The 16,897-nt window shown below is 49.4% G+C and carries 14 protein-coding genes; 9 read left to right on the top strand and 5 right to left on the bottom strand.

From position 1 onward, the window contains the following. Nucleotides 1-9 precede the first annotated feature (9 nt). The 5 genes from KTH90_RS04615 (at nt 10) to KTH90_RS04595 (ending at nt 5,856) form a co-directional block, all read left to right on the top strand. Nucleotides 10-840, top strand: coding sequence for a phosphoenolpyruvate hydrolase family protein (locus KTH90_RS04615; RefSeq protein ID WP_158349914.1), 831 nt, complete (start codon nt 10-12; stop codon nt 838-840). Between the two features lie 212 nt (nt 841-1,052). Then, complete coding sequence (locus KTH90_RS04610; protein WP_158349913.1) at nt 1,053-2,441, top strand: SLC13 family permease; 1,389 nt, start codon at nt 1,053-1,055, stop codon at nt 2,439-2,441. 83 nt (nt 2,442-2,524) lie between these two features. Further along, entirely contained in the window at nt 2,525-4,408 is a 1,884-nt protein-coding gene (locus KTH90_RS04605; RefSeq protein WP_158349912.1) for an aryl-sulfate sulfotransferase, read from the top strand. A 237-nt stretch (nt 4,409-4,645) separates the two neighbouring features. After that, nucleotides 4,646-5,422, top strand: coding sequence for a threonine/serine exporter family protein (locus tag KTH90_RS04600; RefSeq protein WP_158349911.1), 777 nt, complete (start codon nt 4,646-4,648; stop codon nt 5,420-5,422). Next, a complete protein-coding gene (locus KTH90_RS04595) occupies nt 5,419-5,856 on the top strand; it encodes a threonine/serine exporter family protein (protein ID WP_238726340.1) in 438 nt (145 codons plus the stop codon). The genes KTH90_RS04600 and KTH90_RS04595 overlap by 4 nt, the downstream gene beginning before the upstream one ends. Nucleotides 5,857-5,862: 6 nt before the next feature. Here KTH90_RS04595 and KTH90_RS04590 read toward each other — a convergent pair whose 3' ends face one another. From KTH90_RS04590 to KTH90_RS04580, 3 genes are read right to left on the bottom strand one after another with little or no spacing between them, the layout of a single operon-like run. Further along, the gene (locus tag KTH90_RS04590; protein WP_158349909.1) at nt 5,863-7,026 is read right to left on the bottom strand and encodes a M20 family metallopeptidase; all 1,164 of its coding nucleotides are present in this window, start codon (nt 7,024-7,026) and stop codon (nt 5,863-5,865) included. A 33-nt stretch (nt 7,027-7,059) separates the two neighbouring features. Beyond that, nucleotides 7,060-8,424, bottom strand: coding sequence for an MFS transporter (locus KTH90_RS04585; protein ID WP_158349908.1), 1,365 nt, complete (start codon nt 8,422-8,424; stop codon nt 7,060-7,062). 21 nt (nt 8,425-8,445) lie between these two features. Then, entirely contained in the window at nt 8,446-9,567 is a 1,122-nt protein-coding gene (locus tag KTH90_RS04580; RefSeq protein WP_238726339.1) for a tyramine oxidase subunit B, read from the bottom strand. Nucleotides 9,568-9,873: 306 nt separating this feature from the next. Here KTH90_RS04580 and KTH90_RS04575 point away from each other — a divergent pair, with 306 nt between their 5' ends. The 3 genes from KTH90_RS04575 to KTH90_RS04565 all read left to right on the top strand — a co-directional run bounded on the left by KTH90_RS04575 (nt 9,874) and on the right by KTH90_RS04565 (nt 14,178). After that, a complete protein-coding gene (locus tag KTH90_RS04575) occupies nt 9,874-11,292 on the top strand; it encodes a glycerate kinase type-2 family protein (RefSeq protein WP_158349906.1) in 1,419 nt (472 codons plus the stop codon). Between the two features lie 20 nt (nt 11,293-11,312). Next, entirely contained in the window at nt 11,313-12,593 is a 1,281-nt protein-coding gene (gene eno, locus KTH90_RS04570) for a phosphopyruvate hydratase (protein ID WP_158349905.1), read from the top strand. A 325-nt stretch (nt 12,594-12,918) separates the two neighbouring features. Further along, nucleotides 12,919-14,178 carry a Glu/Leu/Phe/Val family dehydrogenase gene (locus tag KTH90_RS04565; protein WP_238726338.1) on the top strand — a complete coding sequence of 420 codons (1,260 nt, stop codon included), beginning with the start codon at nt 12,919-12,921 and terminating at the stop codon, nt 14,176-14,178. 244 nt (nt 14,179-14,422) lie between these two features. On the opposite strand, the gene KTH90_RS04560 is transcribed toward KTH90_RS04565, so the two are convergent. Next, nucleotides 14,423-15,103: a GntR family transcriptional regulator gene (locus KTH90_RS04560; protein ID WP_158349903.1), complete on the bottom strand. Its 681-nt coding sequence runs from the start codon at nt 15,101-15,103 to the stop codon at nt 14,423-14,425. A gap of 190 nt (nt 15,104-15,293) precedes the next feature. Between KTH90_RS04560 and KTH90_RS04555 the strand changes: the two genes are divergently transcribed. Beyond that, the gene (locus KTH90_RS04555) at nt 15,294-16,139 is read left to right on the top strand and encodes a MurR/RpiR family transcriptional regulator (RefSeq protein ID WP_158349902.1); all 846 of its coding nucleotides are present in this window, start codon (nt 15,294-15,296) and stop codon (nt 16,137-16,139) included. On the opposite strand, the gene KTH90_RS24835 is transcribed toward KTH90_RS04555, so the two are convergent. Further along, nucleotides 16,124-16,255 carry a hypothetical protein gene (locus KTH90_RS24835; RefSeq protein WP_275061312.1) on the bottom strand — a complete coding sequence of 44 codons (132 nt, stop codon included), beginning with the start codon at nt 16,253-16,255 and terminating at the stop codon, nt 16,124-16,126. The two genes, KTH90_RS04555 and KTH90_RS24835, sit on opposite strands and share 16 nt — an antisense overlap. Between the last annotated feature and the right edge of the window lie 642 nt (nt 16,256-16,897).

Genomic DNA, 16,897 nt, shown 5'->3' with positions numbered 1-16,897 from the left:
ATATGTCAAATGAACACAATGTCAAGAACGGAGATTTTAGCCAAATTCAAAGAGGAAACAGCAAATGGAAAAATTCTCGTAGGCGTTGGCGCCGGCACCGGAATCACCGCTAAGAGCAGCGAAGCAGGCGGAGCCGATATGCTGATCATCTATAATTCCGGACGGTTCCGGATGGCGGGCAGAGGATCCCTATCGGGACTGTTATCCTACGGCGATGCGAACCAGATCGTTGTGGAGATGGGGTCCGAGGTGCTCCCGGTAGTGAAGAATACACCGGTACTGGCTGGCGTGTGCGGAACCGACCCGTTCCGTGTGATGGATGTCTATTTGAAACAGCTCAAGGATATGGGATTTAACGGTGTTCAGAACTTCCCTACCGTAGGACTGATCGATGGCGTATTCCGCCAGAACCTGGAGGAAACCGGCATGGGTTATGGTTTGGAAGTAGAGATGGTCCGCAAGGCTCACGAGCTGGATATGCTGACTTGTCCCTATGTATTCGACCCCGAGCAGGCAAAAGCCATGGCGGAAGCAGGAGCCGACATTCTGGTTGCCCATATGGGCCTGACCACCAAGGGAACCATCGGAGCGCAGACTGCCCTTACGCTGGATGACTGTGTAGTGAAAATTAAAGCCATCATCGAAGGCGGAAGAAGCGTTAATCCGGATGTTATGGTCATCTGCCACGGCGGCCCCATCGCAGAACCGGAAGATGCACAGTATGTAATCGAGAGAATTCCGGAAATCGACGGATTCTTCGGAGCATCCAGTATCGAACGGTTTGCTGCTGAGAGAGGAATCAAAGCGCAGACAGAAGCATTCAAGGATGTTCACAGATAATTTGTGTGAGAAAAGCCTGCATGGCCGGTCGACCGCATGTCCGGCCGGCATGCGCAGACCGTATGTAGGTTCATGCTATATGACTTGCAGTCAATGAAACAGGCGCATAACGTGAGAAGGGTGCGCTTTTGAAAAAGCTTTTGCCATATAGCATTACACTATAGGACAAAAGCTTTTTCACGCAATGGGCAAATGAAAGTGAGGATCGGGGAATGAACAAAAAAACGTTACCGTATGGACAGATTATAAAATGGGTGATTGCAATCGGTGTTCCGGCACTACTGTATTTTATTATTCCGCAGACGGATGCCGTCACTCCGGAAATGAGAAAGTTTTTCGTGGTTACCGCGTGGGCGATTCTGACCTGGGCTATGAACCTGATGCCGGTGTATGTCTCCGGGCTGTTACTGACGATCGGGGCTATCCTCTGGGGTGTGGCGCCCGCTGCCGTGGTGCTGGGGCCCTGGACAGGGTCTGTCGTGTGGCTGTCCCTGGGCGGACTGACGCTGTCCGTTATATTTGAAAAAAGCGGGCTGATGCAGAGAATCGCATATTTTTTCATCGTTAAGACCGGTGGGTCCTACAAGGGTATTGTTACCGGGATCGTTCTGTCAGGTGTGATTGTGGCGCTGCTGGTGCCGAATATGACCGGCCGGGTGGCTTTATACTGCGCCCTCTGCTATGGGATCTACCATGCCCTGAAAATAAAGAACAATAGTAATACCGGAGCCGGTATTATGTTCGCTGGCTTTGTGGCCGCCATTGCTCCGGCCTGGCTGTATTTATCCGCCAGTGAGAATCTTCAGCTGGTCAACTCCTACTTAAAAGAGACGGGCCATGCGGTTAGCTGGATGGAATATTTCATCAGCAACTTCCCGATCATGCTGATCTGGACCATCGTCCTGCTGGTCATGGTAAGGATTCTGTTCAAACAGGATGTGCAGATCGACGGGAAAGAGTACTTTGTTGAAAAATATAAGGAACTTGGGAAAATGAAACCCAAAGAGATCAAATTCCTGGTAGTCCTGGTTTTACTTGTCATCGCTATGATATTTACCAATATCGACGCCGGATGGCTGTTCTCACTGGCGGTGATCGCCTGCTATCTGCCGGGTGTGCAGGTGGCGGAAGTGGAGGACCTGAAGTCTGTTAATTTCCCGATGGTGTTCTTTGTGGCTGCAACCATGTCCATCGGAAGCATGTCCAACGCAGTCGGTGTTGCGGACCTGGTCAGCAGTATCGTGATGCCGCTTCTACAGAACGTAGGAAACCTGGGAATGACCGCGTTTGCATGGCTGACGGGTGTAATTACCGATATGATGATGACGCCTCTGGCCGGTATGGCAGCTTTCTCACCGCTGTTCATCGATATCGCATCCAAACTGGGTCTGAGCATTGTAGGCACCACGTTCAGCTTTGTATGGGGCGTAGAGCAGCTGTTCTTCCCTTACGAATGGGCACTGTTCCTGATCCTGTTCAGCTATGATGTGTTTGATATGAAAAAGGCGATCAAATTCTGTACGACACGAACGGTTCTCAGCATTATATTCCTGATCATTATTATATTCCCTTACTGGTCGCTGACCGGATTCCTGAAGTAACTGGTATCGAAAAGGCAGGTCCCGGTTATGCGGGACTCTGCCTGCATGAAGGCCGCAGCAAACTGCGGGACTGGAGGAAAAATATGGATGCGAAAGCTATAAAATATGAAAAAAAAGAACATCTGGTCACAAGACAGAACAAGGCGGAGCAGGAGATACTGGCGGAGTTTGAACAGGGGAACTATACTCTGGAAGTCCCTCTGGTAAAACTGAACCCGTATCTGATTTCCCCGTTGACGGCATTGATCTTGTTCCGCACGAATGTAAAGCAGGAGATTACTCTGACGGTAAAAGGAAAAGAGCCCGCAGGAGATATTTCCCATACGTTTCCTCGGGATACGGTGCATATCCTGCCGGTATATGGGTTATACGGGGATTATGAGAATACGGTGGAGCTCAGAACTTCAGGGGGCGAGACCAGCCTGGTGACGATCCGCACGAAGCCGCTGGCGCCGGAGGTTCCGGTACCCACCTTCTGTAAAGAAAATAAAGATCACATGGGAGATAATCTGATCTTCCTGACCCAGACCTCCAAGGCGGACGCTCTGGCCTGTGATTACCGGGGAGATGTCCGCTGGTATCTGACGGTGAACGTATCCTTTGACATGAAGCGGCTGGCCAACGGGCATCTGTTGGTGGGAACGGATCGTCTGATCCGGCTGCCCTACTACGTCAGCGGTGTTTACGAGATGGGCGTGCATGGCAAGATCTACCGGGAATACCGAGTGCCGGGCGGTTATCATCATGACACATTTGAGATGGATGACGGGAACATTCTGATGCTGACCCAGGCGCCGGACGCGGAAACAGTGGAGGATGTATTGGCTCTGGCAGACCGGGAGACGGGTAAGATTCTGCGCACCTGGGATTATAAAAAGCTGCTGCCCTATCAGTGCGCATCCACCTACTCGGGTTCCGGCTCCGCCCACGACTGGTTTCATAATAATGCCGTGTGGTATGATAAAAAAACCGATTCCATCACGCTGTCCGGGCGGCATCAGGATGCGGTGATCAATATCGATTATGTGAGCGGGGAGCTGAACTGGGTTCTCAGTGACCCTGCCGGCTGGCCGGAGGACTTTGTGAACCGGTATTTCTTCAAACCCGAGGGAGAACCTTTTGAGTGGTCCTATGAACAGCACGGTGTTCTGGTCTGCCCGGATGGGGATATCATGATGTTCGACAATGGACATTACCGCTCGAAGATCAGGGAACAGTACGCCAAGGCAGCGGACAGCTATTCCAGAGGCGTCCGTTACCACATCGATACGCAGGCGCGCACCGTCCGTCAGGTCTGGCAGTATGGAAAAGAGCGGGGCGCGGATTTCTTCTCCCCTTATATCTGTAATGTAGAGTATTATGGGGAAGGGCGATATATGGTACACTCCGGCGGAATCGCTTACAAGAACGGCGAACCGTTAGAGGGACTGGGCAGCATGGACGGCACGGGGCCGGACTGCCGTCTGAACTCCATCACCTGTGAGATCGTAAATGATGAGGTGGTCTATGAGCTGCACGTCCCGTCCAATGTATTCCGGGCCGAGAAACTTCCCCCTTACTATGCCGGGGAAGTGATGGAGCTGGGAGCCGGGCGGATATGCGGGACTATGAGCGTTACCGGGGAATTCGACACCGAGGTGCCGGCACAGGCTGCCGGTGAAACGGTACCGGATCACTATGAGGCTTCCCTCACGGAAGAAGAAGACAGGATCCTGTTCAATGCCACCTATGAAAAAGGACAGCTGGCAATGCTGCTGCTGACCAGTGAGGATGGAAGCGTCCACCGCTATTATATCAACACGTCGGCATCCAAGAATTTCGAAGCAATGTGTGTCGGAACGTTCCTGAAGAACAATCCCCGAAATGTGGATCTGTTTATCAATAAGAAGGGGCTGAGCGGAAAATTCCGTGTGCAGCTGCTGGTAGATGAGAACATCTACGAGACAGGGGTTTCTTTAGAGTTTTGAGAGTAACCCGGGTTGGATAAATTTAAATATGTTTCGTGCTGCTATAGGTCTTTATGCGGCCGAATAAAATAACAGACCGATGTGCGGTATGCAGGGAACCGGCGGCTTTGAACAGGATTCATTGCCGCTGGTTTTTTGACCCTTGAAGCGGCCTGGGGCATGTGCTATGATGCTAACATGAAACGATAGAAGCATATCAGATTAGGCATCTATTTCAGAAAAGAAGAGGGTGAGCCCGTGGACTATCAATCCCTGACAGACACCGCTGTGTTAGCCGGTGAGATCATGTTAAAGAATAATGCGGAAACCTACCGCTGTGAAGAGACGATTAACCATATGCTGAAAGCCCAAAAGCCGGCCAGGGTGGAAGCAGTGGTGCTGACGACCTCCATTTTAGTGACGGCTTCGGACCGGGACATGAATCCGATTACCGTCGTGCGCAGGATTAAGAACCGGGATACGAATCTGAACCGGATCTGCCGGGTCAATGAGATATCCCGGCGTTTCTGCGCAGGTGCCCTGTCCTTGAAAGAAACCCGGGAAGAGCTTATGTCCGTGTCCCGGGAGAAGATCTACCGCCCTTACCTGGTTAACCTGTGTCTGGTGCTGGTATCTATTTTCTATACGATGCTGCTGGGCGGACATGCCATCGACTGTGTGAATGCAGCAGTGTGCGGTATCCTGATGGCGGCCATGACCTATGGAGGCAGCCGGCTTGGCCTGAGGCCGTTTATCCGGGACTTCTGCATCTGCGCTGCCATCGCAGTCTGCGCCTGTGCGGTGGGGCGGTTCCTGCCGGTACCGGTTCATCTGGATCTGATCATCATAGCGACGATGATGCCGATGATGCCGGGAGTGGCGGTAACCAACGCGGCCCGGGATACCCTTCAGGGGGATTACATGTCCGGCGGAGCCAGAATGCTGGAGGCCTTTGTGAAGGCTCTGGCGATCGCGTTGGGCGTAGGTCTCGGCCTTGGTATTTGTGGTTTGTTCGGATGGGAGGTCCTGCTATGATACTACAGATTATCGGCGCATTTGTATCCGTCCTGTGCTTCTCCATTATCCTGGAGGTTCCCAGGAAATATCTGCTGTTTACCAGTACCACCGGCGCTCTTGGCTGGCTCATTTATCTGGTGGTGCTTCACGTGGAAAACAGCACGATTATGGGAAGTCTGATTTCAGCGATCGTGGTTGCCCTGCTGTCCAACATCCTGGCCCGGAGCAGAAAAGCTCCGGTAACCACTTTCTTTGTTCCGGGAATTCTGCCGATCGTGCCCGGCGTCGGCATGTTCCGTGTAGTATACTACATGCTGGAGAAAGATTTTGAGGCCGTTAAGGCATATCTGTTTGAAACATTTATGATTGCAGGAGCAATTGCGCTTGCGATCTTTCTGATTGACTCCATTTTCCTGCTGTTTCTGAGATACGACCGGCGCCGGGCGAAGTAAAGTAAGTCAGCTGACGTAATTCATCAGTTCATGTAAAACGTCAACCAATGTCAACACACTGCCGCAATCCACATATTCATCAGCCTGATGGGCATTGTTTCCTTTGGCGCCATAGGACATCGCGTTTATGCAGCCGCATTCCGCGGTGGCCACGCCGGAATCGGTATAACCGGTCAGAAGCATGGTAACTGGCGGCTTCCCGGTGATCTTTTCCGCAGCTTTTTTCAGTGCCAGATATAGGGGCGCTTCCTCATCCATCAGGATATAAGGCCTTGCGGCGATAATTCTATAGGTCCCTGACGAGCCGGGAACCTTCTGGGTTCCTGCCTGAATCGCTTCCTCGACCAGATGGATGGAACCTTCTGTGGTCAGCGGATGCGACAGCCGCATGTCGATGGTCAGCGTGCATTCATCCGCCACGATATTAGTATTCACGCCGCCCTGGACAGTGCCGAAGCAGATGGTCGACGGACCCATTTCTTCTGTGCCCGGCCACTGGGCGATACGTGCCCTCAGCTCGCTGATGATTTCACCCATAGCGGCGATCGCGTCGATGCCCATCTGCGGCACACTGCCATGGGCCGGTTTGCCCTTGGTCTTTATTTCAAACCATGTTTTTCCCTTATGCGCTCCCATAATGTACCCGGCGGTGGGTTCTGTATCCAGTACCCAGCTGTCTTTGTTGATCCAGCCATTTTTAACGGCTTGCACGGCCCCTTGCATCACATTTCCTTCTTCGTCCACGGAACCGATGAAAAGAATCGAATGTTTGGGTCGTTTGCCGGATTTTGCAAGATCCCGGAATACGATCATGGCGGAGGCCACTCCCTGCTTCATGTCAAGAGCGCCCCGGCCGTAAAGCTTACCGTCGATGATCTCGCCTTTGAACGGATCCTTCGTCCAACCATTCCCCACAGGGACCGTATCCATGTGTGTGATAAATACGAAATTAGGCCGTTCGATCTCACCTTTCAACTCCGCGACTATATTATATCTGCCCGGCAGCGCCTCATCCCGAAGGAGGCTTACTCCGGTGCCGGCTGTCTCAGTTTCCAGCCAGTGATAGATAAAGTCGCCGATCTCTTTTTCATAGGACCCCACATTTGTACTCTCGATAGATACCAGTTTTTTTAGCAGCTGTATTACTTCGATATGGGAATAATCTGGCATGCGATAACCTCCTTAATTTATGGCCGGGGCTTCTTAGGCCTCTTTTGCCTGTTTTAATATCTGATTGATTTTCTCGGAATCTTCTTTTTTCAAGTTGTAAATGACACCCATGCCGACCACGATCAAAGCGGTACTGATCAGCGGTATTGCCGTACACAGGTACCGGATATTACCGGCGACTCCTGGGAGCTGCTGGGCGGCTGCGGACTGATACCCGACCCATCCCAGTGCGTAGCTTGAGAAAGTGGCCGCAAAGGTTGAGCCCAGTTTTCTGGAAAATGTAAAAATGGAGTAAACCGTTCCGGTATTCCGTTCGGAAGTCGTGTATTCCATATAATCTATGCAGTCATTTACCACCGCCCAGATAAACATAACCAAAAGCTGGTTGCCCAGAGTTGCAAAGATGTTTAAAACCAGATAGAGGTACGGATTGGCTATGGGAACCAGGAATAAAATAGCGCTCAATATAAGTCCGAAGGAAGTCACGCTTACGATCACTTTCCGTTTGCCGAATTTTTTCTCCAAAACAGGAACGATCGGAAACAGGATCAAAATCATCGGAAGGGAAAGAAAGCTGGCAATCGACAGAATCTGAGGATTCCCGTAGTATTCCTTATAAAGAAAGGAACCCAGACCGGTTTGGCCGGTGATGGCCAGCATTCCGCCGAAAGCGGCAACCATGGCTCCCACCAGAGGCCGGCTTTTAAGCGAGGTTTTAATGACATGGCCAAAGTTATATTTTACATTGGATGATGGAATTTCCACCCGCTCTACCGTACATTTCAGCAGCACAAAATAACAGATGACCGTCATAGAGGCAAATACAACAGCTACTCCGAAAAAGCCTGTGGTACTGACCGCACCGGTATCTTTGTTAAATAAAAATATGGGAGCGATCGTCATGGGGATCGCGGTGAGCAGTCCGCCCAAACCGCGGGCGCGGGATAATTTGGTCCGTTCCAGATTATCCGAGGTGATCACGTTTGACAGGCTGCCATAAGGCATCGTCAGCGCGGTATAGCTCATACCGTAGAGGATATAGGCGGCTGAGATCCAGATATGCTTTACCACAGATACCCAGCTGGATATATCGATAAAACAGCAGATGGCAAATATAAAGATCGGAGGTAACGCCAGTTTTATATAAGGTTTAAAACGGTCGGTTCCTTTGCCGATCTTCCAGCGGTCCGGGAAAGAACCCAGGATGGGATCGTTGACGGCATCCCATAGCCTTGCGAATAAAAACAGGGTACCCATAAAAAACGGGCTGATTCCCAGCGCATAAGTACAAAAAGTAAGAAAAAACGCCTCCATAAATGCAAATAAAAAGTTGTTTCCCAATTCCCCAAACGTATAACCCAGCTGATCCAGGGCGCCGAAGGGCCTGATTTTTTTCATACCACACTTCCTCCCGATTGATTAGCTCTGATAAGGATCATCCCAAAGTACTAAGCGCTGGCCGATCCCATTCTCTTTTGCAGTTACGTATAAATCATATCCAAGCCCCACATCAAAAGTCGCCATGCCGCATGCGATAAAGGTGATTCTGTCATCATCCCGTGTCCGTCCGGGTTTTTTCCTCAGAATGACATCTCCTAAGCTGACGGACTCGCATAAGGGGGGGAGCAGGTGATCATCCATTAAGGTGTACAACGGGCCGCCGATGACACCCGCGTAATAATTCTTTTTATTTCCTGATTCGGCCGCTTCCTGCATGTACGCTTCATGAAGCTTTGTGTTATCATAGACAATTTTGGAACAGAGCCAGAAGGACTCGTCCGTATGTACCGGGCCGGTCACCAGAACCGTGGCCCCTTTTTTAATCCATTCATCCTTGAAGTATAAAGGTTTTAAACGGGAGGCCGCGATGGTCACCACATCCGCATTTCTTAACACCTCTTCCAGGTCGGAGGAGATCTTACCCGAAATCCCCAGTTCTACTTTAGACCAGTTCAAAAAACTGCCGGCTTTTTCTTCAAACAGATCGTAACAGATCACTTCCCGGATATCCGGAAGCTGTGAAACGATGGAGCGGTAGCAGGATTGGTTGATCGGCCCGCATCCCACTACCGCGCAGACTTTTGAATCCTTCCGCGCCAGATGCTTGGCAGCCGCCCCCGGAACCGCACCGGTCCTGGCGGCGCTCAACAGGTTGGCGGACATAAAAGCCAGAGGTTCTCCGGTATCTTTGTCGTTTAAAGTTACGGTAAGGACGGATCTGGGAAGCCCGTTGGACGGATTGGCGGCGTTGGAACCATACCATTTATTCCCGCATACATCAAATCTTCCGCCCAAATAAGCGGGCATGGCTACAAAGCGTCTGTCCGGGCCTGCCAGCGGCATATTCGGGAAAGGGCTGTCTTTAGGAAACACCAAGCCTAAACCATGACTGTTATGGTTGCTTCCTCCCATTAGATAATCCCCCTTGCTTAAAAGGGTAAATACTTCTTCTGCATTTCGGACACATCGGTCCGCGTCCAGTACTCCAGCTTCGATTGTATCAGATTCTGACAAGTAAAGGAACTCTGTTCGTTTTCCCATGTTTGATTCTCCTTTCGGTAATTCTGTCATTTTGGTTTGGGGAAATCTTAAATACATAATGTTTTATTTAATACAAAAATATTATCATAGTATATCGCGATAGTCAATGATATAATAGAATAATGTTATAAATATATAAAATAACAAGACGAAAAATATGCAAATTGCACATAAATATAGATATACATCTTGACATTTGCGATATATGGCAATATAATAAATGTATTATTTAATACAAATAGTATGAAAAAGGGGAAATCTGTAAAGCAAACCGAATTAAGGAAAAGAGCAGGAGGTACGCAGTATATGCGCAAAATTAAAAATTATCACCAGTTAACCGGTCATGGCGATGTCGAATCCAGGAAGATCGTTCTGGACATTACGGAGAAGACGCTGCAAAGGCTGGATGCCTATGAAAGGATCAAAAGTATTACCCGGTTGGAAGGGGATCTGTTACATATCGGTACAAAAACCTGGGATCTGTCCCGAAAAGGGAATGTATATCTGATAGGTGCGGGAAAGGCCTGCAATGCTATGGCCATGGCGATCGATGAGATACTTGGCGGCCGCCTGAAGAAGGGGATCGCGATCGTTAAAGTGGCGGAGGATACGGATGTCTTTCATCATACGGATATCTATGTGGGGGGACATCCGCTTCCCAATGAAGAGGGATACCGCGCCTGTAAAAAGATCCTGGAATTGGTAGACGGTGCGAAACCGGACGATTTGTTTATAGTGGTGATCAGTGGGGGAAGTTCCGCATTAATGAGCTGCCCTGTCGATGGAATATCCCTGCAGGATGAAATAGATACCACGGATATCATGTTAAAATCGGGAGCTGGTATCTATGAAATCAATGCGGTCCGCCGGCATATCTCGCAGATGAATGGCGGGATGCTAGCCAAACGGATCCAAAAAACAGGGGCGGAACTCATTGGGTTCGGGATCAGCGACGCGGTGGGGAATCCACCCACCACCGATATTGGGGTGCCGTATGCCGCTTATGCCAGCACGCCCATGGGGCCGGATAAGACGACGCTTGAAGATGCCAGGCGTGTCATTCGGGATTATGATGTGGCCGGGCGTCTGCCTGCGTCTGTAGTGGACTATCTGATGAAAGCGGGGCCTGATAAGGAAACGCCTAAGGAATTTCCGGAAAATACCTATTATTTGTTAAATACGCTGCCGGATTCTTGTATCTATGCGAAAGAAATAGCGCAGGAGATGGGGCTGCAGGCGTTTATCCTGACATCATTCCTGGAAGGGGAAAGCAAAGACGCGGGGACGGTTATGGCCTCCATTGCCAGGGAGGTACAAGCTTATGGAAATCCGGTAAAGGCGCCGTGCGTCCTGCTCTGTGCCGGTGAGACCACCACGCAGATTCCGGATAATCGTGTGATAACCGGGCATGGCGGGCCCTCGCAGGAATTAACTTTAAGCTTTGCTATTCCGGCATCCAAAACAAAAGGGGTCTGTATGCTGTCGATCGACTCGGAAGGGACGGATGGTACAACGCCGGCGGCAGGCGGAATTACAGATTCAACCAGCCTGGGGACTGCGGTGCAAAAACAGGTGAGTCCCTATGAGGCTCTCAGGGGACACGCGTGTTATGAGGCATTGGAACAGATGGAAGATGTGGTCTATACGGGGAATACGGGTACGAACCTTTGTGATTTCAACGTACTGTATATACCGGCGTCTATACCTGAATTTATGGCGCAATAAATGCGACGCAGGAGGAAAATATGAAATCTGAAATTGTATCTATTCACGCGCGCCAGGTTCTGGACTGTAAATGCCGCCCCATGGTGGAGGTTGATGTAGTCACGGAAGATGGATCCGCGGGGCGCGGATGTGCGCCGACCGGGTCATCGGTCGGAGCGGCGGAAGCATATGTGTTAAGAGATGAAGATAAGAAAGAGTATCATGGCCTCGGCGTACGCAAAGCGGTGGAAAATGTGAACCGGATTATCGCGCCGGCTTTGCTGGGGAAAGATGTGGAATGTCTGGCGGATATTGACGCTGTTATGCTGGAACTGGACGGAACGCCGGGAAAGACAAGGCTTGGGGGGAACGCGATCTATTCCGTATCGATCGCCTGTTTCCGGGCCGCGGCCGCGCTGAATAAGAAGCCCTTATATGAATATATAGCGGGAAGGAAGATTAAAACGGTCCCGGTTCCGAGCTTTAATATAGTGAATGGCGGCCGCTACGAAAATTTGACACAGCCTTTCAATGAATTTATCATTATGCCTTATGGCGCGGACCATATTGACCAGGCGGTGGAAATGGGGGTATTGGTATTCCAGGAGCTGGAGGCGGTTCTCGGAAAATATCTGGGGCATAAACCCGCAGTTGCCCCGTCATACGGATATGCGGCTCCTTCCGGGGATCCGGAAGTGGTGCTGGAACTTATGGAAGAGACCGTCAAACGCTGCGGGTGGCAGGGCCGGATCGGATTCGCACTGGACTGCGCATCCAGCGAAATGTATGAGAAAGAGACAAATTCCTATCTGCTTAAGGGGCGGCGGATCAGCGCGGATGAGATGATCGCCTATAGCGAAAAATTAACGGAGAGATTCCCCTTTGTATTTATCGAAGATCTGCTGGATGAAGAGGATTGGGAAGCTTATGAAAGAGCCCACCAAAGGATCCGGCTGACCAATCTCATCGGAGATGACTTGGTTGCTACCAACCTGGACCGGCTCAAAAAGGCATACCAAATGAGCGCGCTGGATGGGTTCATCCTGAAACCAAACCAGGTGGGCACGATTACGGAGGCGATGGATACCTATCGGTTTGCCCGGAAGAATGGAATGCTGGCGATACCCAGCGGCCGGGCCGGGGGAGTCATCGGTGATGTTGTCATGGACCTGGCGCTGGGGCTGGAAGTGGGATTTATAAAAAACGGGGCCCCGCGTTCCGGAGAAAGAATAGATAAATTAAATGTGCTGATGCGTGCGTGTGATATGAATCCCGGCTGCAGCATATCTGATATCCGGGGCCTGCTGAAATTTAAAAAGTAGCGTAGTTTACTTAATCTTTGGCATGGGATATCCATGCATAGGGAGGGAACCGGCACCTTTCGGCATCCAGGATTCCCGGTAACCGCACAGAGAAAGGGGCCTGTCCCCGGATGTTGGCTGGAACAGGCCGGCATCCGGGGAGACCAAAAAATGAAATAATGTTTATTTTATGCTTGAAAAAACTAAATACATGATACGCGCTAGTAAAAAATACGATATATAAGCAATTTGCGATATATTGCAAACACTAAGAAAAGCCAAAGGTTGAACGAAAAGAGTTCGGCCATGTCTGAATGTGCGGGGAAGCGCACGTATGGAGGAGAAGATGAAGAATTATAATCCTTATGATAATGTTCTGTCTGTTGTAAAAAATGCGGCTGAGATACTGGGATATTCAAAGAGCGAGTATGAAGCGATCAATTATCCGGAGCGGGAGCTGAAAGTATATATACCGGTCATTATGGATAACGGCAATGTTAAAGTTTTTGAGGGCTACCGGGTACAGCATTCCACATCCCGCGGACCTGCAAAAGGCGGGATCCGGTATCATCCTTCGGTTAATCTGGATGAAGTAAAGGCTTTGGCGGCGTGGATGACTTTTAAATGTGCGGTGGTTAATATCCCTTATGGCGGGGGAAAGGGCGGAGTTATCTGTGATCCGTCCCTGTTATCCGACACCGAGCTTCGAAGGCTGACCAGGAGGTATACAGCCATGATCGCTCCGCTGATCGGGCCGGACCAGGACATACCGGCCCCGGATGTGGGAACCAATGCGAATGTGATGGGATGGATTATGGACACCTACAGTATGCTGAAGGGACATTGCATACCGGGCGTGGTGACCGGAAAACCGATCGCACTTGGAGGGGCCCTTGGGCGAAAAGAGGCTACCGGAAAAGGGGTAGCGATTACAGCCCTGAATACGCTTGACCGGTTGAAAATACCGGCTGAGGAATGTACCGCAGCCATTCAGGGGATGGGTAATGTGGGAAGCACGACGGCCAGGCTGTTCTATGAAAGCAGTATGAAAGTGACCGCGGTCAGCGATGTATCGGGAGGCCTGTATCTGGAAGAAGGGCTGGATATTCCGGATATCATACGTTATCTGGAGAGTGGCAAAAAAAATATGCTGTGCGATTATAAAAAGAAAAATATCCGGCATATTTCGAACCAGGAGCTATTGGAAACCGAGGTTACAATCCTGGTGCCGGCCGCTCTGGAGAATCAGATCAACGGACAAAACGCGGATAAAATCAAAGCGCGCATTATCCTGGAGGCGGCAAACGGACCTACGACGATAGAGGCGGATGAAATCCTGAATCAAAAAGGAACGGTTATTGTGCCGGATATTCTTGCCAATGCAGGGGGAGTGGTTGTGTCATATTTTGAATGGGTGCAGAATATCCAGTCTGTGTCCTGGGATGAGAAGGAAGTTAACACTCACCTGGAAAAAGTGATGAATCATGCTTTCCGGTCTGTGTGGGATATCGCGGTGGAAAAACAAGTCACGCTGCGGACGGGCGCGTACCTGATCGCTGTAAAACGTACAGTGGAAGCGAAAAAAATGAGAGGAATCTGGCCTTGATCCATTAGGCTGCTTATAAATGATTTTCCGTGAAATGGCTAAATTTTGGTTCCGGTTTATCCGGGTTAGGAGATTCGGGTCATCTGACAAATAAGCGGACTACGTGAGCCATAAACAAAATACGGCAGCAAGCGGACTGATATTCTAAAACAGGCTATACACCCGTTTGCTGCCGCTTCATACGGACGCCGGTTTATCAGAAGGAGATCTCTTCGTATGATCAGACCATAGAGACTGCAAATAATCAGATGCGGTTCAGCATTCTGAGGTTCTGAATTTGTATTACTGTATTATCCCAATTGTTCTTCATAGCCAGGCTTGCGGAAAAACCATCCCTTCGGGCAAAGGCTTCGATGATCTTTTCGTGATCGCTGACGGACTCGGACAAAGCGGTTGTTTCCCTGAAAAAGTTATATTCCAGCCTTTGAATATGGATCCACAGTGTTTCGCAGAAGTCGGAAATATAGGCATTGTCAGCGATATGCAGAATATATTCGTGAAAAGCCTTATCCGCATTTAAAAGGCCCATAATACTGCTGCGGTGCTCTATTTCTGTTTCAAAGTGCTGGTTTAGGGACTGAAGGATACAGATATCTTCAGAGGTGGTCTTTTCGGCAGCGATTTTTACTGCCAGTTTTTGCAGGACCGTCATAGGAAGATACCACTGTTCTATATTTTCCTTTTCAATTTCCGTAACAATGGTCGCTTTCCCTGGAAATGATTTCACCAGTTTTTGCATTTCCAACAACTGCAATACTTCTCTGACCGGAGTTCGGCTGACATGAAAATGGGAGGCGATTTCCGTATCAAGTATCTTTTCCCCGGGAGCCAGCTTACCCTCAATAATCCATTGTTTCAAAGCTTCATAGATATCGGCCTTCGATATTAACAATTCGGAAGGAGTTATTTCTTCTGGTATAGGCATGATTATCTCTCCTTTGAGATATTTATGCTTAAAAGTATAGCAATTAACAAAATCTAAGTCAATGTTCAGTGTGTTATTGACAGGTTCGCTGTGCTGATACGAGCCCTAAACCATCCCTCATCCCCATTTGACACACGATTCTCAGAATGCTAGAATAATGGTATTAGTTTTTCGGAAGGAGGTTACTTCTATGTCTGGTTTTATGAACAAAATCTCCGAAAATTTTGATATGTTCACACATTCTCAGAAAGCTGTCGCCAATTATCTGATGGACAATCTGGACCATGTGGCGTTTTGTACCCTGGAGGATATCGCTGCCCGGATCGGGGTCAGCACGACAACAGTCATCCGCTTTTCCCGGGTCCTGGGTTACGCTGGTTTTTCGGAAATGCAAAAAGATATCCAGAGTAATATAAAGAGTAAAGTTGCGCTGCCGGAACGGCTGGACAATATGATGGTATTGTCGGACAATCAGCTTTTGAACGAATCCTTCGCAAATGACATACAGAATATTCAGAAGACAATGGCGGCCCAGAATGATGAGGATCTGCAGAAAGTGATCAGACATATCTCAGATGCCAGGAATGTCTATATACTGGGGATGCGCAGCTCTTTTTCCATTGCCCACTATCTGGCCTCGCGCCTGGGGGAGATAAAAAAGAATGTCCGCCTGGTTCAATCGATTGGCATGATCTACCCGGAGGAAATTGTTGGGGCAGAAAAAGGAGATATCTGTATCGCCTACTTATTTCCCCGATACTCGAAAATCGCGGCGACGATTATATCCTGGCTTAAGAACATGGGTGTGGAAGTTATTTTGGTGACCAGCCTGAATTATTCGGCGGTCAGCGGTTATGGGGATATTATTCTTCCCTGTGCGATCTCCAGTATCTCCTATAAGAATTCTTTTGCCGCGCCGTTATGCCTGACGAATTATCTGATCGCGGCTCTGGCGAAAAATAACTATGAGGAATCCAGAGAAACACTGGCCCGCACGGAATCTATTTTGAGCCAGGGTTACTATCTGGGCCTGTAGCTTCGGGTGCTGTTTCGAATGATCAGGTCCCCGTCGATCATCATCTTCTGAAAGGGGGAGCCTGGATGGCTGATCTTGTGATCCAGCAGGCGTACCGCCCAGAGCAATACAGTCATTGACCGCCAGCATGGCGGACGGAAATGTGACTCCCTGGCGCAGCAGAGATTTTGTGCTTTCATAGGAACCGGATAGTGAGGGAGGCACCTCGTGAATCAGTGCGGAATCAAAGGGAAGCCCTAATTTTTGCAGGGCCGATTTATAGGATGATCTCAGGCTCTGGCAGTTACAGGTCTGATCCTTTTGGTTTCTACGGGCGACGTGCCAAACGGCCGTGCATGCTTGCATGGTCATTTGGAGACTGCCGCGGGGTCAGATGCCCCATCACGTTTACTCATAAAAATACCAGGTCAGCAATGTGGTTGGCGCCGCAAAAACTGGCAGGCGGTAGTCAATCCATTTGGCTTTTGAAGGTGAGGCGGTTAAGAGAAATATAGAACAGAAATTAATGGAAAATATACTCAAAGTAGGATGGATTTTATAGTCTATATATGATATACTTTTTTTACTTGATGGAAGGAGGTGATTGAATGACGGATAATGAATTATTAGTAGCGATAGCTGGTATTATGGATCAAAAAATTAATGGACTAAAAAATGAAGTTGGGGAAGAAATAAAGGGACTAAAAAATGAAGTTGGGGAAGAAATAAAGGGATTAAAAAATGAAGTTGGGGAAGAAATAAAGGGATTAAAAAATGAA

Source organism: Diplocloster modestus (assembly GCF_019042245.1).
Classification (GTDB): Bacteria; Bacillota; Clostridia; order Lachnospirales; family Lachnospiraceae; genus Diplocloster; species Diplocloster modestus.
Note: the sequence above shows the minus strand (reverse complement) of the source record. Positions and strands in the feature narration are given on the sequence as shown.